This is a genomic window from Brasilonema angustatum (genome assembly GCF_059505445.1).
Window position 1 is genome coordinate 1 of the sequence record NZ_JCACKO010000080.1, and the last position, 22,194, is coordinate 22,194.

General features: G+C 45.8%; 25 protein-coding genes and 1 pseudogene. 21 read left to right on the forward strand and 5 right to left on the reverse strand.

The window, feature by feature from the left end; all coding sequences use genetic code 11:
- The 4 genes from AC5JM2_RS15085 to AC5JM2_RS15100 all read left to right on the forward strand — a co-directional run.
- Positions 1-2,386: CHAT domain-containing protein (locus tag AC5JM2_RS15085; protein WP_495835691.1), on the forward strand; the 2,386-nt coding region annotated here is incomplete at its 5' end.
- A gap of 3 nt (positions 2,387-2,389) precedes the next feature.
- Positions 2,390-3,211, forward strand: coding sequence for an STAS-like domain-containing protein (locus AC5JM2_RS15090; protein ID WP_495835692.1), 822 nt, complete (start codon positions 2,390-2,392; stop codon positions 3,209-3,211).
- A 3-nt stretch (positions 3,212-3,214) separates the two neighbouring features.
- Positions 3,215-3,871, forward strand: coding sequence for a hypothetical protein (locus AC5JM2_RS15095; RefSeq protein ID WP_495835693.1), 657 nt, complete (start codon positions 3,215-3,217; stop codon positions 3,869-3,871).
- A gap of 162 nt (positions 3,872-4,033) precedes the next feature.
- Positions 4,034-4,390 carry an STAS-like domain-containing protein gene (locus tag AC5JM2_RS15100; protein ID WP_495835694.1) on the forward strand — a complete coding sequence of 119 codons (357 nt, stop codon included), beginning with the start codon at positions 4,034-4,036 and terminating at the stop codon, positions 4,388-4,390.
- A gap of 132 nt (positions 4,391-4,522) precedes the next feature.
- Here the strand turns inward: AC5JM2_RS15100 and AC5JM2_RS15105 are convergent, their stop codons facing one another.
- The 3 genes from AC5JM2_RS15105 to AC5JM2_RS15115 all read right to left on the reverse strand — a co-directional run bounded on the left by AC5JM2_RS15105 (position 4,523) and on the right by AC5JM2_RS15115 (position 11,473).
- Positions 4,523-6,430: a bifunctional 3'-5' exonuclease/DNA polymerase gene (locus tag AC5JM2_RS15105; RefSeq protein ID WP_495835695.1), complete on the reverse strand. Its 1,908-nt coding sequence runs from the start codon at positions 6,428-6,430 to the stop codon at positions 4,523-4,525.
- A gap of 271 nt (positions 6,431-6,701) precedes the next feature.
- Positions 6,702-10,316 (reverse strand): DUF3854 domain-containing protein, encoded by a 3,615-nt coding sequence (locus AC5JM2_RS15110; protein ID WP_495835696.1) that lies wholly within the window; start codon positions 10,314-10,316, stop codon positions 6,702-6,704.
- An 851-nt stretch (positions 10,317-11,167) separates the two neighbouring features.
- Entirely contained in the window at positions 11,168-11,473 is a 306-nt protein-coding gene (locus AC5JM2_RS15115; RefSeq protein WP_495835697.1) for a hypothetical protein, read from the reverse strand.
- A 209-nt stretch (positions 11,474-11,682) separates the two neighbouring features.
- Here AC5JM2_RS15115 and AC5JM2_RS15120 point away from each other — a divergent pair, with 209 nt between their 5' ends.
- The 10 genes from AC5JM2_RS15120 to AC5JM2_RS15165 all read left to right on the forward strand — a co-directional run bounded on the left by AC5JM2_RS15120 (position 11,683) and on the right by AC5JM2_RS15165 (position 14,679).
- A complete protein-coding gene (locus AC5JM2_RS15120) occupies positions 11,683-12,081 on the forward strand; it encodes a hypothetical protein (protein WP_495835698.1) in 399 nt (132 codons plus the stop codon).
- Positions 12,005-12,613 (forward strand): hypothetical protein, encoded by a 609-nt coding sequence (locus AC5JM2_RS15125; RefSeq protein ID WP_495835699.1) that lies wholly within the window; start codon positions 12,005-12,007, stop codon positions 12,611-12,613. Before AC5JM2_RS15120 ends, AC5JM2_RS15125 begins: the two co-directional genes overlap by 77 nt.
- 14 nt (positions 12,614-12,627) lie before the next feature.
- Entirely contained in the window at positions 12,628-12,786 is a 159-nt protein-coding gene (locus AC5JM2_RS15130) for a hypothetical protein (RefSeq protein ID WP_495835700.1), read from the forward strand.
- Positions 12,767-12,979, forward strand: a complete 213-nt coding sequence (locus tag AC5JM2_RS15135; protein WP_495835701.1) for a hypothetical protein — start codon at positions 12,767-12,769, stop codon at positions 12,977-12,979. Before AC5JM2_RS15130 ends, AC5JM2_RS15135 begins: the two co-directional genes overlap by 20 nt.
- An 18-nt stretch (positions 12,980-12,997) precedes the next feature.
- Positions 12,998-13,228, forward strand: coding sequence for a hypothetical protein (locus AC5JM2_RS15140; protein WP_495835702.1), 231 nt, complete (start codon positions 12,998-13,000; stop codon positions 13,226-13,228).
- 24 nt (positions 13,229-13,252) lie between these two features.
- On the forward strand, positions 13,253-13,492 hold the full coding sequence (locus AC5JM2_RS15145) for a hypothetical protein (RefSeq protein ID WP_495835703.1): 240 nt from the start codon (positions 13,253-13,255) through the stop codon (positions 13,490-13,492).
- Positions 13,493-13,570: 78 nt separating this feature from the next.
- Positions 13,571-13,993 carry a hypothetical protein gene (locus AC5JM2_RS15150; protein WP_495835704.1) on the forward strand — a complete coding sequence of 141 codons (423 nt, stop codon included), beginning with the start codon at positions 13,571-13,573 and terminating at the stop codon, positions 13,991-13,993.
- A complete protein-coding gene (locus AC5JM2_RS15155; RefSeq protein ID WP_495835705.1) occupies positions 13,993-14,241 on the forward strand; it encodes a hypothetical protein in 249 nt (82 codons plus the stop codon). The genes AC5JM2_RS15150 and AC5JM2_RS15155 overlap by 1 nt, the downstream gene beginning before the upstream one ends.
- Entirely contained in the window at positions 14,238-14,519 is a 282-nt protein-coding gene (locus AC5JM2_RS15160) for a hypothetical protein (RefSeq protein WP_495835706.1), read from the forward strand. Before AC5JM2_RS15155 ends, AC5JM2_RS15160 begins: the two co-directional genes overlap by 4 nt.
- Positions 14,497-14,679, forward strand: a complete 183-nt coding sequence (locus AC5JM2_RS15165; protein WP_495835707.1) for a hypothetical protein — start codon at positions 14,497-14,499, stop codon at positions 14,677-14,679. Before AC5JM2_RS15160 ends, AC5JM2_RS15165 begins: the two co-directional genes overlap by 23 nt.
- An 85-nt stretch (positions 14,680-14,764) precedes the next feature.
- On the opposite strand, the gene AC5JM2_RS15170 is transcribed toward AC5JM2_RS15165, so the two are convergent.
- On the reverse strand, positions 14,765-15,040 hold the full coding sequence (locus AC5JM2_RS15170) for a hypothetical protein (RefSeq protein ID WP_495835708.1): 276 nt from the start codon (positions 15,038-15,040) through the stop codon (positions 14,765-14,767).
- Here AC5JM2_RS15170 and AC5JM2_RS15175 point away from each other — a divergent pair.
- From AC5JM2_RS15175 to AC5JM2_RS15205, 7 genes are all read left to right on the forward strand, one after another.
- Complete coding sequence (locus AC5JM2_RS15175) at positions 15,039-15,746, forward strand: hypothetical protein (protein WP_495835709.1); 708 nt, start codon at positions 15,039-15,041, stop codon at positions 15,744-15,746. The genes AC5JM2_RS15170 and AC5JM2_RS15175 overlap by 2 nt on opposite strands.
- A 6-nt stretch (positions 15,747-15,752) precedes the next feature.
- Entirely contained in the window at positions 15,753-16,076 is a 324-nt protein-coding gene (locus tag AC5JM2_RS15180; protein ID WP_495835710.1) for a hypothetical protein, read from the forward strand.
- A gap of 219 nt (positions 16,077-16,295) precedes the next feature.
- Positions 16,296-18,479, forward strand: coding sequence for a hypothetical protein (locus AC5JM2_RS15185; protein ID WP_495835711.1), 2,184 nt, complete (start codon positions 16,296-16,298; stop codon positions 18,477-18,479).
- A 15-nt stretch (positions 18,480-18,494) separates the two neighbouring features.
- A complete protein-coding gene (locus AC5JM2_RS15190; RefSeq protein WP_495835712.1) occupies positions 18,495-18,749 on the forward strand; it encodes a hypothetical protein in 255 nt (84 codons plus the stop codon).
- Positions 18,746-19,189, forward strand: coding sequence for a hypothetical protein (locus tag AC5JM2_RS15195; protein ID WP_495835713.1), 444 nt, complete (start codon positions 18,746-18,748; stop codon positions 19,187-19,189). Before AC5JM2_RS15190 ends, AC5JM2_RS15195 begins: the two co-directional genes overlap by 4 nt.
- Positions 19,190-19,202: 13 nt before the next feature.
- Positions 19,203-19,646 (forward strand): hypothetical protein, encoded by a 444-nt coding sequence (locus AC5JM2_RS15200; RefSeq protein WP_495835714.1) that lies wholly within the window; start codon positions 19,203-19,205, stop codon positions 19,644-19,646.
- Positions 19,647-19,742: 96 nt separating this feature from the next.
- Complete coding sequence (locus tag AC5JM2_RS15205) at positions 19,743-20,855, forward strand: hypothetical protein (RefSeq protein ID WP_495835715.1); 1,113 nt, start codon at positions 19,743-19,745, stop codon at positions 20,853-20,855.
- A 960-nt stretch (positions 20,856-21,815) separates the two neighbouring features.
- Here the strand turns inward: AC5JM2_RS15205 and AC5JM2_RS15210 are convergent.
- Positions 21,816-22,194: pseudogene (locus AC5JM2_RS15210) on the reverse strand (two-partner secretion domain-containing protein); the annotation flags it as partial.

Genomic DNA, 22,194 nt, shown 5'->3' on the forward strand with positions numbered 1-22,194 from the left:
TGCGCTGAGTGATTTGGAAAGAAATGAAGAAGCTATAGCATCCTACGACAAAGCGCTCACCATTCAACCTGACGACTACCAAGCTTGGTTTAACCGGGGCGTTGCGCTGAGTTATTTGGAAAGAAATGAAGAAGCTATCGCATCCTACGACAAAGCGCTCACCATTCAACGTGGCTACTACCAAGCTTGGGGTAACCGGGGCAATGCGCTGAGTGATTTGGAAAGAAATGAAGAAGCTATAGCATCCTACGACAAAGCGCTCACCATTCAACGTGGCTACTACCAAGCTTGGTATGGCCGGGGCATTGCAGCAAGAAGTTCACCTAGTTGCGATCGCTTGCTATCTTTAATGAGTCCTATAGCCAAACAAAATCCCGATCTCAACGAACGCGACTATCATGGAGCATTAGTAAGCTATGAGGAAGGGTTAAAGTATTGCCCCCAGGACACTCACCCAGAAGGTTGGGGGAGGTTACATCAAGCAAAGGGGAATGCGCACTATTGGAAAGGGCATAGCATTTTATTCCCTGGCGACTATTGGAAAAAAGCGGCTAACAGCTACAACACAGCCCTAGAAACGCTCACCGCAACAGATTATCCTGAACAGCGACTGGATGTTTTGCAAGACTTAATCCGCGTCCGTTTGGATTTGGGGGAAACAGACAAAGCCGAAGAACTTCAGCGGCACGGTACAGATGTATTGCAAAACTTGCTAGATAGCTGCGAAAGCCCTGGCAAGAAACGACTACTGGCATTGAAGTTTGCAGGATTTCAACGGTTAAGCGTCGATATAGCTGTACAGTCAGGAAACTGGTGCGCGGCTTTGGAACTGGCAGAAAAGGGTAAAAATGCTTGCCTAAATTGGTTGTTAGATGAATGGTACAATATTATTTTATTTTTTAAATGGCAGAAAATTCTACAACTGCTAATTCATCCAAAAACAGTAAAGTTTTATTGGCATCTCAGCCCAACAGCCACACATACTTTCATTCTGAGTTTGCTCCTATATGAATTGAATAAGAATCATTGGCAGGAAATTCAAGATCATCTGCTTAATTCCACAACAGCCATCGTTTATTGGCATATCAGCCCAGCAGCACTCCATACTTTTATTTTGAAACATGGTGCTCATTCCCCTATCGTTATCACTACGCCTATAGAAACTCATCAACAAGAACGTCCTGCATCTCTAAGCGTAGATCAGATATTTGAAGCCGTGTTCGCAAAATGCAGTAAAGACCATGTCCCTGTCCCCTCCCCTATCGATCTCACAGCACTCTTAGAAAAACATCAAGAGGAGCGTCCTGCATCTTTGCGGCATTTGCAGTTATTTGAAGAGTGGCTCAAGGATTGGAATCAAAACTACACGAACTATCGCTCGAAAGTAAAAGAAGAGGAGAAAAAAAACCATCATTGGCGGGTACAAATGCCATCAAAGCTGGAAAATCTGAAGAATATCCTTAACATTCCGGCGATTGAGCAGCATTTACAAGGCATAACACAATTGATTCTTATTCCTCACCGCGACTTGCACCGATTCCCGCTTCATGCCTTATTTTCGCCGCAGTTTCGCATCACATATCTGCCCAGTGCCTACCTGGGGATTGCTTTGAAAAATATTGAAAGACCTGCCAATGGAAAGAATTCTTTTCTCAGTGTAGAAGCTCCCCAAAGTGAGGGAGTGCCTGTACAATCTTTTGCCGCCTTTGAATCAGAAACCATTAATCAACTCTTTGATCACTCTTGTCGTATTCCAGGAAATAAAGCGACTGATGAACGGGTAAAAACTGAATTATTCAGTGATTACACCATCTTTCATTTTACAGGGCATGGCAGTTACAATCTTCACAGTCCGAAACAATCCGCCTTGGCGTTGACAGGAGCACACAAGTTGACGTTGGAAGACATTTACGACACAAGCGCTAAACTGACGTTAAAAGATAACCGCCCAAGGAATTTTTCGTGCTACAAGCTGGTTAGCCTTGCTGCTTGTGAAACTGCCATCACGGGCAACCAAACTATCACCACTGAGTATGTTGGGTTGGTGAGCGGTTTTCTTAGCATGGGCGTTGCCCAAGTGGTCAGTACCCTGTGGATGGTGGAATCAGCCGCCAGCGCTCTAGTGATGATAGAATTCTACCGACGCTGGCAAGCAGGGGCATCCGCCGTAGACGCTTTAGCCCAAGCAACTACCTGGCTGAAAAATCTGACTGTCCGGCAACTCAAGGATTGGTACGACGATTTCCTACAAAAACTTCCAGAGGAAGACAGTAGTGTTAGTTTTATTGATACAGAAATTGACGAACTTGATACGATGGAGGCGGAGCAAAAGCTTTACGAACATCCTTATTACTGGGCAGCTTTCACTATTACTGGAACATTCTAATTAATGAACCCTCTCGATAAAATAACCCTTAAATCTTTTCTTGCTGCCTTACTGCATTTGGATCATCCCTTGCCAGAAGATTTACAACGACAAGTCAACGACATTGGGAAAGCTTTGCACTCGGATGTACCTAAACTTCATTCTCTCACTAAGAAATATTCCCCAGTACAGCAAGCATATAAAAATGCCCGTCGAATTTTGCAAAAGGATGGCGAACGCTTTCGCTCCGCTTCTTCCGTTGAAGAAAATAACCAAGTTGACATCAGTGACGAAAAGCTGATGAATCTTGCTTCTGACATCCTGAACGCTGAAGATTCGGTCAGTTTCGTGAAGAATGCTTATGCAGAATCTTTTGAACTGAAGTTACTGCTTTCCCAGCTACCATCAGGGGAAGGCGTGTATTCTGTTGAACTCAACGAACGCAGCGATAACAGTCCCCAGAAGGCATCTTCTCCCCTGCAACCACAGGAAAGCGCTTACAAAATCAACATCTTTGACCTAATAGGGGAATATTGTATAACAATTGAGGATGGTCAAACGGTGTACGATTTGATTTATCCGCAATTACTGGCGGATCGTCTTGTGGAATTAGATTTTGCAGGGGTTAGGATTTGTTTACCGCCATTTTTGAATTATGCCGTTGGTCAGCTACTAAGTGACATTTCAGGAGAAAAACTTGAGCGCCTTTTAACGACATCTCATCTTAGCGCGATTGCCGAACGAACCTACAACCGTGTTCTTGATACCAGCAAGAAGTATTACGCTAACCCTGAGTTTCATAGTACAGTAGATGCTATTAAAAATGAATTAGCCAATAATCCTTAATCAATGCGACCGAATTATAACGTTCAAGCTCAGGTAGTTAAAATTGATACTGACATTCCCCAAAATGATGAGAAATTCTTTGTAGATACAAATATTTGGTTGTGGACGCTATATGAGCCGCTGTCATGGAAACCTTTAATGAAAACGGAGTCTAAAAAAACTGGAGTAAGCGGTTATCAAATTAAAAAATATCCTCGATTTTTCTATGGAGCATCATCTCGACAAGCTAATTTTTTCTACTGTGGTACTTTAATGCCAGAAATTGCTCATTCCATTGAGAGGTGGGAAAAAGAACTTTTTTCTAATTCAAGACAGCCTCCAGAAATAATTGAGCTTAAAGATTTTCGTCACAACTATCCAGAACAAAGAATACAAGTTGTTGAAAAAATACAAGAAATTTGGAATCTGATAACAGAAATAGCTTTCTGTATTGATTTTACGATTGATGAAGCATTTACACACGCTGCGCTCACCCAATCTGAAACAATACAAGTTGATGGATATGATTTATTTATAGTAAAAGCTATGAAAAAAGGGAATATTGATAAAATTATCACCGACGATGGAGATTTCTTAACTGTTCCTGGTATTACTGTTTTTACCGCTAATGACTGGGCAATTAAAGTTGCAGAACAGCAAGGTAAGCTCTTATATAGGTAAAATTATAGCTGACTTTTTAAAATGACAGATTCATATTCTTGCTATCAACTATCTTTCTCTCATAAGTAATTCAAAAAACTCATACTAAGGTGACCTAAGTCTTTTGTCGTTCGCTAAAGCATAGTCTATCTTCTTTTCAATTTTTATCACTTTGGTGATTCTATGCTGTTAGTAGTTCGTGAAATTCTCGACAGTCCTTATGCTATGTGTGCAGAACAGGGTACACTTGTTTACGATAAAATCCTACCCGTTCTTCAACAAGGAGAAAAAGTTGAATTGGATTTTGATGGAATGAAATTCTGTACTGCTCCATTCTGGACAGTTGCCATAGGTCAACTTTTTAGTGAGTTTTCGGAGGCAGAAGTTAGAGAGAAAATTCAATTTCTCCACTTAAATGATTTAGGAACCAAAGCACTAAATCGCTCAATCGAATCAGCTTCGCGTTTTTATACAAACCCCAATTACCGTCGAGCTATAGAGTCGATAATTATACAAATGGAGGAAGAATCTAACCAATAAAACCACCATTACCGGAGCTTACGTTTTTTCAAAACTATTGAAAAGTTTGAAATTTTTTTTTCAACCGTAAGCTCCCCTCCTACCTTATTAGAAAATCCCACTCCATAGATAATCTCAAGCCATCAGATATCGTCATTTCTCTGCCCAATTATCAGCAATCGTAACTTCCACTTCCACAGGAACCCGCTTGAGAAATGTTTCTCCCGCCTGAATCATGACAGTTTTCAAAATACTTGCTGCCTGCGTTGCAGTGAGTTCAGGACATTCCAGTATAATCTCATCATGGACAACCGCAATAATGACAGCAGCGGTATGCTCTAGCGGTGCTTTCAGGTTGGCAAGAGCAAGCTTGGTAATGTCAGCCGAAGTCCCCTGTACCGGAAGATTCAGCATTTCATTCAAAGAAGGCTGGGTAGAGGGCAACCAGCAGCGGCGACGGTTTGCCAAGGTACGTGTTTCGTGTTGCTTTTGGTCATAGAGTGCTTTTCTCACTTGCTCATGCCATGCAGCCAGTCCTGTGTAACTGTCAAAGAATTTGAAGCGGAACCTTTTGGCATCAGCGACTGACATTTGTACGCCATAATTGACACTAGCATAATCTTGTAACCCTGGCGCACCCATTCCATAAATCAGACCAAAATTGATGGGCTTTGCCACCTGACGATCACTTTTCCCTACACTGTCCAACGCCTTACCCATGACCAGGGAAGCTGTTAGGCGATGCAGATCTTCCCCGTTCTGGTATGCTTGGATCATGGTTTCATCACCGCTGATTTCTGCGGCAATCCTCAGTTCAATCTGGCTATAATCGGCAATAATCAGTTTCTTGCCTGGGGCAGGGACAAAGCATTTGCGGACTTCTACACCACGGGGGACTTGCTGAAGATTGGGATTCGAGAAAGAAAATCGACCGGAGACAGCCCCTAACTGCCAGATTTCCGGGTGAATCCGTCCGGTGTGCGGTGAGATATGCGCCAGCAACGCTTTCCCAAACGCGGATAAGGATTTTGAATGCTTTCGGTATTCCAGCAAGGCTTGCAGCACAGGATACTTACCCACTAACGGGGCAATTTCCTTTTTGTTTGTACTTTTGATGGGTACGCCTTGGGCTTGCAAGGACTTGAGAACCTGACTGGGCGAATCCAAGTTGACGGCATTTGCTTCGGGTAGCAGTGCTAATTGGGGGTTATCAGACTGCAACATCTGTTGTAAGTTCTGGGCAGCACGCTGATGGTTGACTTTCATGTTCTGAACCAGGGTTGTCCATTGCGATACATCCAGCAGCATTCCATACCACTCCATCTCCGCCACAGCAGGGATGGCGCTGAATTCAATCCGGGCAACTTGCGCCAGTTCTGCTTTGATAAGCGCAGGCTTGAGGATTTCCCGTAACCGCAGCAGCAGATGAGCATCCAACGCTGCGTATTTCAACTGTTCTGTGCTTAACTGTTCGGCAGTCCACTTTGAAACTTGGTTTTCCTTATCTATCTCCAAATTCAGATACTTCCGTGCGATCGCTTGCAAAGACGATTTTTGATGTAACCCGGCAGTCAACAGTTGATGGGCAATCTGCGTATCAAACGGAGGGTTTTTGAGTCGCAAGCCTAGTTTGGTCAAAAATTTCAGGTCAAATTTGGCGTTATGGAATACTTTGACGACACTGGATTGGAACAGTCGGCGTAAGGAATCCCATATTTGTAGTTTCAGCGGGATTTTGAACAAATCGACCAGTACCACGGGATGATTAGGTGCAGCGATTTGAATCAGCCTGAGTTGATGACAATGGGGATTTAACCCCGTGGTTTCCGTGTCGATTCCTAAGACAGGGGCTTGGTATAACGGTTGTAACGCGGATGCCAGAATATCTTCCCTGTCTGCCAGCACAAAGTCGGGTATCGCTGGTGTCGCTACAGGGGATTGATTGGTTTCTGTTGTGCGCCCCAATACCACATGCTTTTGGTGCGTTGGAAAAAGCGGTGTGTCATTGGCCGAAACTATATCGTTCGCTATGCGACTCGAACCTTTCCTTTCTGGGAGCATAAGAATCCCTCACGTTTAACTAGGAAAACCGGAGTATATTCAAACGTTACTGGTTGTTCGTCTCCCACTTTTCGCGCAGCATGGTAGTACGCAAAGACAGCATTTGGGGGCGTAGAAAAATGTGTCCCGACGGCAAGCAACGAATTGTGCATTACACTGAAGACATTTAGCCATGCCGCTGCTGCGTCGTTACAGAAATGTAACGGCTGTTTGTAACGTTTATGAAACAATTTAGGCGTTTTCTCCCTTCAGCGAGAGAATAATGACAGGATCAATCGCTACACCACCTCTCCCACTCAGGAAATTGAGTGGTAAATTTCGCAAATCCAGCAGAATCCATATCATCAAGCGTCAACATCACACCCCAGCGCTCTTCTGATGTCAGCGAAGCTAACATTTCTTTCAGTTGCTCAATTCCGTCACCAAGCAACGTCCATGCTTGTTGGGCAACCGCTTTCACCTTATTCCACCAGGACTCACCATCATGCGTGGACGTTGATTCAGCATTGGTGTCCACAGTCGATAAAGGGGGAGCTGTATATACAATAGGGGGGGGTATGGACACGGGGTTATCCCTATATCGAACGTTCATAGCGTTCAACCGACGCTGGGCTGCTTCTGCATCCTGCTGGCGTTGATGTTCGCGTTCCTCCCGGCGCTGCTGACGCCAAGCCAGCACTTGATGGGCAAACGCCACGTCTTCTGGGTTGAGGGAATAAATCCTGATTCTGTCACCACGCTGTCCCAACCGTTGTGATATGGTAGTCAGTCCCAACTGGTTCAAGAACTGACTCAATATCCACATTGGGGATTTATTCGGGGCAATCGTGAGTCCCAAAATGGATTTGATATGCGGTGCTGCACGTAAAGCTTGCTCTGCAAGTACCTTTAATCTGGGGTCATTTGCGGCAATTTCCTTACCAGCCATCAGTTCTAGGAGTATTTCACGTAAGCCAAGCCGATACCGCATCATCCATTCGGTAGAACGGTTACTCCAGTCCATACAGATTTTCAACCGCTGTCGTTCTTGGCGATCGTACTCCGCCACGAACGTTGGTGGTGCAGGATATTCTCGTCCAATTTCATCAACCAGTGTTTCGTTATCTGGTTCTGCTAAAATCGCTTCTAGGGCAATCAACTGTCCAAGCAAGCGACCATCTGAGTGTTTTTCCACCAGTTCGGGTGTTACATTCATCCCGTAAGCTTCCTGAATTTGGAATCTCTGACATTCGAGAATTTCTTCCGGTTTGAGGTAATCCTGGTGTTGTCGATGTTCGTAGGTTGTACGGTCGATAGTTTTTGCTTTGGCAACATGAGCACAATGCTCGGATTTGATGGCATTTCGAGCATTTTTCATCCAGCGGGAGGTGTTTTCATCTTTATCCTCCCTGACAGGAATAATCGTATTCCCCATTTCTTCAAGCAACAAGCGTAAATCTGTCCGCAGATTGTTGACAGAAAAATTATGTTCTGATTGCATTTGACAGTAAGCATCCAGCATCCACTCGTCTTCGACTCCACGTCTTCCTGTTTTGGGGTCAATGCGAATCAAGAACGCTGCCATTTCATTTTTTTGCAGTATACTTTCTTTAATCCGACGGACATTGATTTCTTTGTAGCCGAATGACGGGCGGGGACGTACCCAAGCGTGCATCGGGACATTGGGACGATAGCGCCACAGTTGTTGTGCAGCGTCGGTTGCTGCTAAACTATCACCGTCAAAGACGCCGAAGATGACATCAAAATGATACTGGGAGATGTCAATTCCTGTGCCCAAACTGGGGGAAACGTTTAATACGTCCACCGTTTTGACGGCGTTGTTAATATCCTTAATAAAGTCAATGTTTTCTGGGGAACCGCTGTTTTCTCCGTGAATTGTCCATAACCGTAGTAAGGGCTGTGTATCGCTGTTGGTTTCACCAAAAGGCAGGGGAACAGGGGGACATTCAGATGGGGATTGTGATTCTTGTTGCGCAACGCTTGTTGGCAGAGAGGAATGTTTCCTTCCCCCTGCTTTCTGCCCCTTTCCCCCCTGCTTCTTCTGTTCATTGTCCTTTTTGTCGGAATTGGTGTTCAACAGCGCCCGTTCCAGGGTTTTGGGGAAACGCCTGCTGCTGGATACCACCAACACTTTCTTCCCAGCCATAATTTCAGCATGGAGACGGGCGACGATGGTGCTGTTGTCGTTACTTTCATACCAGAAGACTTGGCGACCACCTGAGCGGTAATCATTCTGTACAATATAAGGCTGTTCCGGTTGTGGGCGCATTTCCCGGAAGAAATTAATGGTAACATCATCTAAGTGCGCGTCTGCTAAGATTACCAGCGTGGCTTGGTAAACCAGATATTTCAGAACTTGGATGATTTCCACTCGGTGCTTCTGGCAGGTACTTGATGTCAACAGATGGCTGACAAACTGTCTGGCTTCATCAATTAACAAGCAGCCATACGCTTGCAAGTTATCTGCCAGTCTGTGAAGTGAATCTATGGTGATGGAAAGTGCTATTGCCTTAGTTAACCCAAGACTACCAAGGTCTGAGTACATATCAGTCTTCAAGCGAAGGGCAAGGTTTTTCAGCAGATTCACCCGATGCCCGATATTCAGGAACCGTTCGTTTGGATAATCCAACCGTCGTCTGGCTGCAAGTTCCGTCTTCCCTGTGCCCATATCGGATAGCAGGCACACCAGCCCTGATTTGGGGATAGTGACTTGATCTGATAAGTAGCGACAGTTGACTTTTACATCCGGCTTATAACGGATAAGTCCCCGGCGGCGATTGTAATGGAATGTAAAATGATATTCTTTGAGCGTTAGTGTGTCAGCAAAAAGAGCACTTAATGTTTCTTCCGCTTTTTCCCCCAGTGCCATTGCCCAGTCATCGACACCTTTTTCCGGTCCCGGTAGCAGTGCGACTTCGCATTGACAACCAGCGCGTTCAATTGCCCATCCTGTGCGGCGGGTTGCTTGTTCGACGTTATGGCGTGTTTCAGGTTTGGTTTCGTAATCGAACAGAATGATAAATTTTCTGTTGGGCTGGGCGACTGGAATTAAATCGGGATGGAGATATTCAATTTCACCTTCACTTTTCTTGCCAACTCGTCCGTTCCAGATTCCTGGGAGGGCGATCGCCACAAAACCCAAGGAGAGAAGACACGCAGCTTTTTTCTCTCCCTCAGTCAGTTTGATGGGAATTTCGGGGTGTTGTTGCACCCAAGCCCAGAATCCCGGCGCTTCTCCATCTTCGGTTATCTGAATGTGCTCCGGCATGGCGACTTTGTACCGGATGGCAATCATCAACCAAATAGATAGCGTGACCCGAAAATAGGTGACACGAGTGCGCGTTTTGGGCGGTGATTCGTATTTTACCTTCTTTTCGCTATATTGCTGCGTTTCTTTGTCCCATTCTTGCCGGGGATGGTCAGATTTGAAACGTCCCCACAGCATGGGCTGCCAATCGTTAAGGGGATCAAGTCCACTCACCCACCAGCCGCCTTTCATAAGGTGCGCGTACTGTTTGAGGATACCGTCGCGCAAGCGTCCATCATTGCGTCGGGCAGTATTGGGCAAGGCGTAGAGCATGTGTTCCAGGGCGGAATTGTCGGATAGGCTCTTGACGTTCAAACGAGTTAGGGCGGAATCGACGAGGCTATCTTCCCATTCACTGCGGTGTGATAATTCTAATTCGCTGGGGTTCAACTCCTGTGTTTCTTGAGAGGAAGAAGAAACTGTTTTCGGTACTGCTGCTGTTGCAGTCTGCTGCAGAATGCGATATAAAGCGCTGGGCAGTACACTAGAGTAGTAATAGTAGAGAAAAACCGATTGACCTGAAGAGATTTCAGATAACACCCAGAGGGGCTGTAAATATAGATTGTTGTTTGCTGCCATCTTGCTTCTCTGGAGAATTATTGTGCGTTTTTACTTTTATGGGCAGCAGCGTGTGATATACTCAAGATGTGTTTAGACAAACGACATCTGCGCGCTGCCTTAGTGCTGCTCGCTGTGTGTTAGACGATGACGACAAAGACAAATTAAACAAAAAGACCCTGCCAACTGCCATCATCTGGTAGTTGTCAATCTAAAGTTAGACAAAAGAGACTTCATAGACTCCTGTCTTGTCTTTTGCCGCTAAACATATTTAAAGCGTTTCAAATGTCCTTACAGCGTAAGCTGTGTAGCATTTGAGAGCTTTGACCCGTCGGTGTTAGCCGTCTTGGTCTTTTTAAGTAAGTTCAGGGAATGAATTCCCTTGTTACAAGTACTGCAGGAGAAGCATCGGGGCTTAGATCCGTCTTCCACAACATCACTAAGTCCCTGCTATCCCTGCCAGACTATCTAAACAAACAGGCGTTCTGATGGATTAGTCCATGCAGAACTAATTTGTTATTGATAGACAATAAGCATTGTATCACTGAAAATAACTTATCAATACACTAAGTTTTATGTAAATTGCCAGAGTCCTTAAAAATGGTTTTAAAAGTGTATTGTATGTTGCCGACTTTACGGTCAAGTCTGGATAGTTTTCCTTTGAAAACCCTTGGGCTGTATAAGCGGCTGCTTAGGAGTTGCACTTTATTGGTGAGATCATAAAAAATTTTCCTGATGAATAAGATTTATTGTTACCTTGTTTCTCGTAGGAAGCTGCAATCGGTTCAGAAGCAAGGCTCTCAGACAGATGGAAGGGGCACGCCTTTCTCGTGACCTATAAAAATTCTTTATAAGAAAGCAAAAAAACGCTACTATATCTCCTCACTATATAAGTCTTCTGCTTCATCTTGATCTATCGGCTTGTGGGTTCCATTCACAAGCTGTTTCCACATCTCATCACTGGGTATCCCCCGTTTTTTCGCAAGATGTTCTACCATCCTCTGCCGCTTTTCATCGCGTTGTTGCAGCATATCGCATAAAAGGCTGCTCGCTTCTTGCGGCAGAGTTCGGTTTTGCAATGCCGCTTCGACCTTCAACATATCTGAATAGTACTCACCTAGCTCTGGTATTTGCAGGCGTTTTGTTCTCACCATTAAAATGTCAATCATTTTCGACATAAGTGTATTAACAATTAATTTTAATGTGATTGAAATCCTATTCAAACGTGCATCGATTACTACCGATACTTTTTGTGGCATTCATCAAAAAAATGAATCATGTAGTGATTCGCTTTTGAATCAAAAAGGAATCGTATTGGATTCACATATGCTATAGTGATAGTATCACTTCCCGGAAGTGAGCAGAAACCACCAGAAATTAAAAGGAGGTGGCATCCCTGACTAGCGTATTGACCGGGACTACCCAAATTATTGTCGAACTGACCCGCTCTGAAGCGGGAAAGCAGTTAGTACCGCCTGTTACGGAAAGAACCGTTCGTACTTATCTCGACCTTGCCAGTCTTTTCCTTCCGCCCTTTTATGAATTTCGAGATGAAAATTTAGGCGGACTCAACAGATTTACCAAAATTTCAATTTGGCACTTACCCATTTTGCAAAGAATAAGAAACTACGCCCGAACTAAGGGCATGAAACAACTGAGAATTCGGCTGGCTAAAGATCCACAGTACTTTCTCATGGAAGAAAAGAATAATGACTCACAACACCAAACAGATGACGGTGAAGGAAGCAGCAGCGAAGTACAACCAACCACCGCGCAAGCTGCTTGATGCCCTCCGTAAGAAGTTCCCCGAAGATGATTGGACACTGGACTCCTTGCTACCAGATAACTTTGAAGACATGGTAGAGCAGCATAGGCAGGAGTACGTTGAAACATTTGATTCACCAGAATCTCAACTGCCCAAGGGCGAAATAACGACCACGGCTGAGGCAGTTAAAGACAACGCCCTGATGCTGGAAGCGATTGAGTACGGCGTTCTCGAAAGCCTTTCCCAAATTCGTCGGTCAGATGTGGCGTATATGGCGCAGGTTGATGCCATCACGGATATTCAGACATATGAAACAACGTATGCCAACGTCTGGACTGGCTACTACAACAATCAAGTTACAAAACGACAAGAACGGATAGAGCAGATCGGTGAACAGCTAAAAACCTCCATGATTTCACGAAATGAAACCTTGGGAAAACAGCAGGGAGCGTTGGTGGTGGGGAAGATGGAAGCCAACCTCAAGCAAACGAAACGGCAGATGGAACTCGATGGCGTAATAGAAGCCCTGAACCAACCCACAGCGGCGCAATAGAAGGAGATGAGGAAATGGCACATCTGGTACACCATGCAAGTATTGCCAGTATGAGTCTGGTTGGTTCATCCCTGCTGACAGCCGCAGCCCTGACCAATCCTGTAGGCTTGGCTATCACTATGACTGTAGGGGCGCTCGCTTGGATAACACGTCATGAATGGCATCGAAAATGACCGCAAAACCCTAGAACGAACTTACCAGGAGCCAATGCCCATAGGCACTTTTTTCAATGTTGTCCTATGTTGCTGTCTTGGTGCTTTCGGCATGACGCTCATGCTGCGGCATTTCAACCTTGTATCTTTCGGTCAACAACATAGCCAAGGTCTGCAACAATGCAATCCTTCAGGAGATTTACATAACCATTAAAGTGGATACGGAGGCGTAATGGGAAAACAAATTTTCGACTGGAATCAACAGCGGGACGGAATACTGGGAGACAAATTTATTCAGGAAATTGCCGCAACGCCTACCCACGTTGCATATGATGGGCATTGTAGCCAAGGCGCATTACCTCTGGTGTTTGATGCAGCTAATATCAACGAACGAACAGTCAGTTACCACGAAGAACCAGGACAGCCAAGGCATTACAGCTTTACCCTTTCATCCCCTAACTAGGAAAGTTGAAGAGAGATAAAGACTATGGAAACGCAACCATCACAACCTGCCATCTTGGAGCGGATTGCAGACCTTCGACAACAACTGGAAGAAATAGCGAAAGCACCGGAAGTATTGGATCTCTTGCTATCCGGTGATTACCACCCTGATCTTAATTTAGGGGATGCCATACAAGCCCTCAACGAACTGGATTGGGCAATAGATGAACATTTTCAGACCTGCGCTCAGAAATCACCACTCGTTACACTACCTTACTCAGCATGAAAACCAGACAGCGCCTGGATTGTTTGCCCACAAGAAGGCGCTGCTGATTCAACACGATAAAAAAGTATTATCACCATCATGGCACAGCAATTTCAACAGGAAGAAACCTTTGTCTTCGGGTCACAGCCCTTGGGCTATTACGGACTTGGGTCTGCTGGTAATAGCAAAGCTGATGATCCAGATAACATTATTGAGGACTTGCAAGAAAAGTACGGTGCAAGGTTAGAGCGGATGGAGCGCTTATCCAAGCTGGCGTTTCGGGCAGCATTGGTCAATTATCTCTATCTGCTGGAGCTTTCAGCAGCAAGCACAGAGGGGATTCCCGAAACGCTTATTGACATGGCGATAGATGCTGTTTGTCCCGCTTTATGGACAGATGAATCAAAGCTGTGTTCCGACATTCAAGAGATTGCCACACTCGATAAAGACAGCATTGAGGCATTTATCTCAGCGCTTACGGCTCAACTGCGCTACGATTTCAAGACTATGGAGGCAGCCTAATGGTACGCCCCTCTTGGCAGGAAAACGAAGGGTTATACGAAGCCGCTGCTACCCATTTCATAAATACAGGGATGCCAGAGACTATGGCAAAGACAGCCGCCTATGTTGTTGCCACTGATGCTACCGGAGGAACGCCGGAAAATCCAACCCAACGAACACCAGAAATGCAAGCAGCAGTTTGGGATGCGTGGCACTGGATGAACGAGCATGGCAAACTGGGCAGTCAACATGAAGAGGTGCCGTCATGAAGACAATTCATCACGCACAGCAGGAGGTTGCAACCATTCGGCAGGAAGTCAACGCTTCTTATATACGGATGGAACAGAAAATTGAGGCGCACTTATGCGAAGTGAAAACAGAACTGACCAAAGAAGCGGAGAAGAAAGGGGCAGGGTGCAACGGGGAAACTAGTTTACGTGGATTGGTTTTCTCCCTACTCTCTACTCCCTGCTCCGTTTCTTCTTTGACTGCCATTCGTGCGGCGATTCCAGGAGGTCAAGGGAATGGAAGCAAATCAAAAACTTAACTTAACTATCCCGCTTGCTTGTGCATCAGCGTTTCTACTGTTTCATCTATGGCAGATGCGTGACCAGGTGCAGACAGCCCATACAGACACCAATGTCTGTCAGTCAAAACTCGACCAAACGTATCTGACAATCGACAAGTTACGCGGTTTTAACCGCTAGAGCAGTACTGCTGCTGGATGCTCAAGAGATAATACCAATTTGAAAAAAGAATGCGACAGATACACAGTCTCAAACCCTCGTTATCTTAGGCTTTCTTAATTTTGCGAAAAGTTTGCGCGTCCGGTGAGACAGCGCGAATGACGGCTTTCCCGACAGAGGCGACTGCGTTAGCGCAGCGTGACCGAAGGTCATCCCCGATAGCCGTAAGGCGTGGCGTCAGCCATAGGGGTTTCCCGGCGCAAAACTTTTCAAGACGAATTTTGAATGAGCGAATGCGTGAATTGGTATAACGCTGCCAGCATCCGGCATTACCGCAATCACATCTTAAATAACCACAGGAAACCAGAGGAGCATGACTCATGGGATTAGTAAAATGGCAACCGAAACAGCGTAGAAAACAGCGTAGTAATTATCACCTTACAGAAACCCCAGCCGCCAGGGTGGTAGGAAACCACATCGAACGCTACACCGGGATAGATATTCTGGGAAAGCTGATGAATGGTCAACTGAAGGTGGAGGATGTGGCGAACCTGGCAGACATCCGCAAATTCATGAGCGAGCAGCGCGAGATGTTGGAATATGCTGCCAAGCACTTAGAAGAAATCTTCTCGGACGTTAGCCAGATTGAATTCCATCTCAAGGACATCATCACCAAGGGACTAAAGTCCAAGGAACAGATCAATAAATATCTCAAAGATATCCTGATTGCCGGACGTAAGCATGAGAACAGTGTACATCTGTTGAGTTCCCAGCTTCAAAACGAAATGGGCTACCATGAAGCCCAACAGTATGGTGAACTGTCCCTGGAAGCCCGTAAAGCGAAAAACAAGATATACCTGCTGCAAGCCGATTTTACCGCACGGGAAGATGAAATTGATGCCACGCATGATACCGCCTTGCAAGACCGTGACGTGCGCAAGGCGGAAGCAGAGCAGAAAGCCACCCGACGCTTGCTCATGACTCAAGGATTTGGTGCGTATGCCGGAGCCAAAAGCCCCCGTCCCGGCAGTACCAGCAATTTCAATTTCGGACGCATGGTTGCCAGTATCTTTGGCTTCAGGAGGTAACACCTGATGTTCGGCAGGCAGCGCAACAGTTTTGAGGATTATGCTGGTTTCTTCCGAGATGACCAGGATGAGCAGCAGCAAATAAGCGCGACACTGACAAGGATTCGCACAGCCAAAACAGGTATTGGCATAGCCGTGTGGTTTGCGATCTCCCTCAATGTCTCCCTGTGGAGTCGGGATAACGATAATAGGATGTGGGCTTGGCTGGTACTGACAGGGCTAAGAGCCTCAACCGTTGTTGCTTTGTTATCAAGGGGTAATCAGGGGAAAGCTGAGGCGATCGCCGGAAGTGTGGCAACCGTTGCCGGGATGATTGGTGGCTGCGCCTAGTAAAAGGGACTGGGGATTGGGGATTAGGGATTGGGGATTGGGTTCTCAAACGAAAAATTATGGAAGGGGCTTTAACCCCGTACCATTTTTGGGATGTTTCCCCAGTCGCCAGTCCCCAGTACCCAAACATCAGCGCGGCATTCCTCCCCCACCAACGAGTACGTATGGTGGAGGACTCCCTGCCGCTCCCAGTTGAAGAAACATAGGAGGTAATGACGCATGGAACTCCAGCAGCAGCGCGGCATTGTAGCAGGACTCTTGTTCACTGCTGGAGTGTTTTCTGGCATTGGCGCGAGTGGCGGGTACAACCTCAATTTCAACCCGATAACAGAATACTGCTTACCAGACACCCAATGCCAGAGACGAGATTTTGTAGACAGTCGCATTTTCCAAAGTTTTCAGGAACAGGCGGCAAGACGTGCAGAGGAATTGCACAAGCGGAGGCTTGCGCGTCAAAATGCCCAAAAACACAGGAGGAAGCATCAAAACCTGCCATTTTATGGTAGTGGGTTGCAATCAGAGTTGACCCACTTAGGCGAATCCGCCCAAGAAAGTTGGGAAAGCTTTGCCTACGGTACGGGACTGAACGCCCAGAAAGCAAAGCACATTTTCAGCAGCGCCAGCACCAAACGCTTTCTTGATGTCACGGCTCTTGCAAGATACCGGGGATGGCAATTGCAGTTGTGGAAACAGCGGGATGGTAATGCCACGTTACGCCGTGTCTTAGCAGCGTTGTGTGGTATGAGTTTCTTCGGTGCTTACTGGGTGTTGCAGCTTCTTGAAGAGGGACAACCCAAATTAGATATGGAAGCAGTGATTGACTTAGATTTTCATGAGAAACAGTACCGTGAGCAGAAGCAGGGAGCGTTCAATCTCTTCCTGGAAGGGATGGCGTGGAATCTGGCAGAAGCGGAACTGGTACTCAAGGAAACGTTCACCGGACTCACCAGGCGGCAGATTGCACGGTTGGATGCCCAGATTACGAACCCACACCTTTTACCCTCTGACCAAGAGAAGAAAACCGGGGAGACGACAAGTGACCCCGAACAGCCAGCCCTTACCGGACAAAGCTTAGATGACATCACTAGCCCGAAAAATAAGGTCAATTCATCTCAACAGCGCCCAGCCCCCAAGAAAGCAGGACAACATAGAACCATAGACCCCGTTAAAGAGACATGGGATTTTATTCGCAAGTGGGAAGGCGGCTGGATTGTCTTACTTCTGGAAAGTCCTGTCCTGATTTGGGGCGGACAAGGCAGTTTCAAAAGTTACTTTGCAGCGTACCTCGCTCTCCTGCGCTACTTTCTCAAGGGACATACCTTGGAAATTGCCGATCCACATCTAAGCCTGAACCAGCGCAAGGCGTGGAAAGCACTGTTAGAACTGGGTATTCCAGCAGTGGGCTATAAGAAGGATTATGCTGCTGTTGCTCAACGCATTCATTCCTATCTACGCCGTGTGGATGAGGCGGAAGATGACAAAGAATGGTATACGACGATTTTTGATGAAGTTACCCAATATGCCCTCAAAAAACCTACCAAGGTACTCGCACCAGAACTCATTTTGAGTTGCATCAGCGATGCCCGCAAAGGTAAGGAAGCACCTATCCTTATTAGTCACAACAACACCCAGGCACTCTTGGGTGGAGTGGAAGGAGCAAAGAAGGCACTGGAAGAAGGACTGATTCAGCTTCATTTGTTCAACACACGCGACACCGAGACTGGGGAGTTTAAACCTCAATTTCGTGGCGAGATAACAGGGTTGACCGATGACAGCATGGATTTTTCTCGCATCACTATTTATCCCGATAAGATGCATCCTGAGTATTTGTTACAGTTATTCAGTGGTGCAGATGACAGCACAGAGACTGAGGAACAAACTCTGGTAGAGCCAGCACCAGAGTCACCATCCAAAACAGAGTCGGGCAGGGAAGACGAGCCAGAGGACTTATGGCAAGAAGCAATTAAGCGTTTAAAGCGGAGCTTGGACGCCAGTCACCCATCGGAAGAACCATCCAAAACGCTATCGGAAGATGCTGAAATTCCGACGGAAACACCTGAGCCGACATCGGATTCCGAGAACTTATCGGAATCAACCGGAGGCATGGAACCCGTACCGCCTAAAGATTCCTTAGAGGTATGGACTTTCCGAAAGGTGCGGCAAGTTTTTCCAGAAATGAACCCAGAGAAGGTTTTTGACCGTATAGCGGAATCCGCCAAGTTAGGAGCTAAACCGAGTGACATGATTCGTGAAATTCTCAAATGTCGTGAGGGCAGGGAACATCCCACACGCTCCTACTCGCGGCACGGTAAAACGTTGTTTCGTTGGCTGATAGAAAACTTTGACGATGGCACTATTGCCAAAGAGCCACGCATTAAGGAGTTTTTGCACACACCGGAGTGAAAAGGAGAAAGGGAGATGAAGACCTATCAGAAAATAAGCAAACCCCTTGAGGCAATTCTCACTAAATTAAATACGATCAAAACATTACCGGAATGGCTGGAAATAATTCATGATCCAGCCGCACATCCAGACCTGATTACTGACTTTGCTACCTGTCTTGCCGCTGCCAAGGATTTGCGCTCGCATTTGGACGTGAGCGTGCATTCCATACAGCAGACAGCAGGCAGAAAACAAGAATTGTTGCAGGAAATTCAGGAAGAAGCAGCATGAGATTGGATTTACAGCATCTCTTAGGCAACTTGGGAACGCGGATAGAGCAGAATACTGCCAACTTCAAAAAGCACCAGGATGAGACGATAGCCCAAGGACGTATTCCGGATCATCGGAAAATGGAACTCCTCAAAGCGGAGATGTTCCGCAGAGTTATGATAGGGCAACCAACCCAGGCGGTGTTGGATGCTATTGATATTCTTCTAGAAATTCAAAAGCAGGAGGACACATATCGAAACAGTTTAAGCGGTCAGATTGACTCGCTGTTTACTCTAGTCCTCTGCCTGGGCATCACCGTAATTCCCCTAAGTTTTGTATCGACATGGACGTGTGGCAGCAGCCGTTCTCCCTTATGCCAGAAAGTAAGGGTGATACCGAATGCAATCTTGCACGAATTTCAGGAACCAAGACCTAATCCTGTGTCCGGGAAGTTCAACTAATGGCGATATGGATATGAGACGTATCAGACGAGTGTTACAGAAATCATCGGGTATTGTTGGAGGAATCGCAATCATTTTCGGAGGATATGCCATCGTTGTAGGAACGACAGCGCATCTGGTAAGTTGGAAGATACACAGACAGCAACCGCCAGAACCCTTGTTTTCTTGGATACAGGTAACTGGGATTGTCCTAGAAACTATTGGGTTAATAGGCTTAAGCATAAACGCATCGCTCACCTCATATGATGTACGCCAACAGCAGGCGCAACGCAAATCCACAGAAATTCCCGTTGCCTGTCAGGGGTGCAAACATTATCACGGTCAACGCTATGGCAAAAATTTCTTAGTGTGCGGGATGTATCCCAAAGGATGGGAAGGAGACTCATGCCCTGACTATGAAAGCAAGAAACCTATGGCAAGTCCACAGCATAAAGCCCCAACAATCATAGACCGCTGATACAACGGTGCTGCATGTCAGCGGCATTATCTCTGGAGTGCTCGAAAGTACACCCATCCCGATAAGACTTTTGATGAGAATTCAGCAGGAGGATATATGTTTCAAGAAGGAGAATACCTCGTCATCCAAACATATCCAACCAGTCGAAAACTTAAGGTAATAAAGAGAACCTTCAATTACCAGGAAGCAAGAAGTGACTGCGAATTAGAAAACCTAGCCCATGATTATTCCCATTACAGCCTGCGGATGTATCATGAAGGAAAACTTTGGGATCTAAATTCTGACGGAACACCTGATGAACTTTCAGAAGAGCAGTTTTGGGAGATTCATCCTGACTATGAGCAGGCAGCGCAAGATGACCATGCAGTAGGAGATATTGAAGTCCATCATTGTAGCTATCCTTATTATACGGTGCCGATGATTCGTACCAATCGCTGCGGAGAAGCGGTGGAATACACTGGGGCTATAACCTGTCTCAAAGACGACTACGGGCGGATAGTGAGAGAGTGCCCGAACTGCGCCGGTATGCTGGTTAGTTGGGATGAAGAGTGCGAGGAAGAAGAAGAAACCTCTTCCGTACCAACAGCTTGTCAAGGCTGCAAGAATTACCACGGACGCTATTACGGGGGCACTGTCTTAATCTGCGGCATCCATCCTTACGGCTGGAACGGCGACAACTGCCCCGATTATCGAACTAACTTTACCAAGGAACCGACAGAAATATCAGTATCAAGCGCTATCGTCCCACAATGCCAATCGCAAAATGAGCGATCATCTGAACCAGTTCTCCTTACAACAGATTTAACTTTTGTAACAATAAGAACTGAACCTTCAGAAAAGGTGATACCAAGGAAAGACGATGAGATTTTAGAAAGTTCTCAAACTGTTCCTGGAAATGTTATTAAGGAACGCCTGCGTCAACATCATACCCAAATGCGGCGTTTGCGCTTCTTTACCAGGATTGATAGCACTTTAAGCGCCATCGCTGGTCTATGCCTCCTCGGTGTCGGTATTTCCGCTGCTGCAACAATCACAGCTTATGGCATGGGTTTGATGGCTGAGGGCGGGGTAAAATCGCTGCAGGGCGTAAAGTGGAATAACACTGTGAAAGTTACGACAGGATTTGGACTTGTGGCAGGGGGAGGCGCACTCTTGTGTGGCGTCTTGGCTGCTGCGTCTTCGGTTATTGACCAGAGGACAAGACCATAAATAAGCTATAGTTCGTTTCTGCCTAAGTTTGCTCAAAATCTGAATGGCGTAATTGGCGAAGTGCATGACCGACAACTGTCTGAACCGACAGCTTCGCCATTTTACATTTTGTCAAAACTATACAACTATCTCTCGCTACAAGGGGACAATTTATGCAGGGAAAATAACCAAATTTATAATAAAGACTATTTACTTTATGCATGAAAAATGACTTCATCAAAAAGAACTCAGTCGTCATGAGTCAGAAAGAATGAGTATTACAAAAAAACAGGCTGCCCTCCGACGACTGAGTAGAAGGGCTAAGGCAAGAGTTGCTGTCATGAAGTGCCAAGTACCTTAAAGCATTGATCTGGCTAACTTTTAGCCGTTGTCCGCCAAAGTATATAAAAGTTTACATAGTACTGATTTTTAACATTAAATATAGGTGTATTTCTCTCATCCACAAAGTAAACAACAATAACAAAAACCAGCATTTCTTGACTTTGTAGAAATTTATCATGCAGCTTTTCTACAAACTCAACGCCGGTCGTTCAACTGGCTGCCACCCAAGGAAATTGGTTAGCGGATAGCAAAAACTTTGTCTTTGTAGAAAGCGTAAACAACATTGGAAGATTTGACTTATATAGGTTGCTGTTGTTTTACTGTAGATAATATTAAGTGTCGGAACATTTTCATAACTTTGGTCTTGAATTTTAGGATTTAAAGCACTAAAACGAGTGCCAAAAAGGGTAAAGTTCCGGCTCAAAAAATGATTTGGAACTTTCCAGCGGGATATGGCACTTCGTGACACTTTCTCTAGCATTACGCCTACTAGAGGCACGCGTTTGAAAAACAAGCTACCCCATCCAAAGTGATGGGGTAAATCTTCCTCAAACATAATGCGATAATGTCAATTTTGACAATATGCTTTGGGCATAGTGAACGGGCGACGGCAATAATGATAGCTGTCTGAAACCGTGGTTATTTTGTTGCAGCACAACTACTATTAGGCGCTGGCTGTTCACGCTGTGGACCAGTCTTAGTTGGATCATAACCAACCAGCACCACCTGACCTTTTTCGTTATATATCCAACCTTGAGCAGGTATTATCTGTTTAACAGGTGGCTTTTTAGATGGTTGCTTTTGTGTTGTACTTGTTAAACTTACTTTACTAGGAACAGGCTGAATTAAATCAACGCGCACATTATCACTACTGAGGATTTTATTTGGGTCAGTTGGCAATCCCCCGCGTCCGGTGACAGTGAAAGTGCTACCAAAACCTTTGACACAGGGATTTAAAGCAATCTGCTGTGCCGGATCAACCACAGTTTCTGTCAATTCAAATAACCCTTGGGTGGGG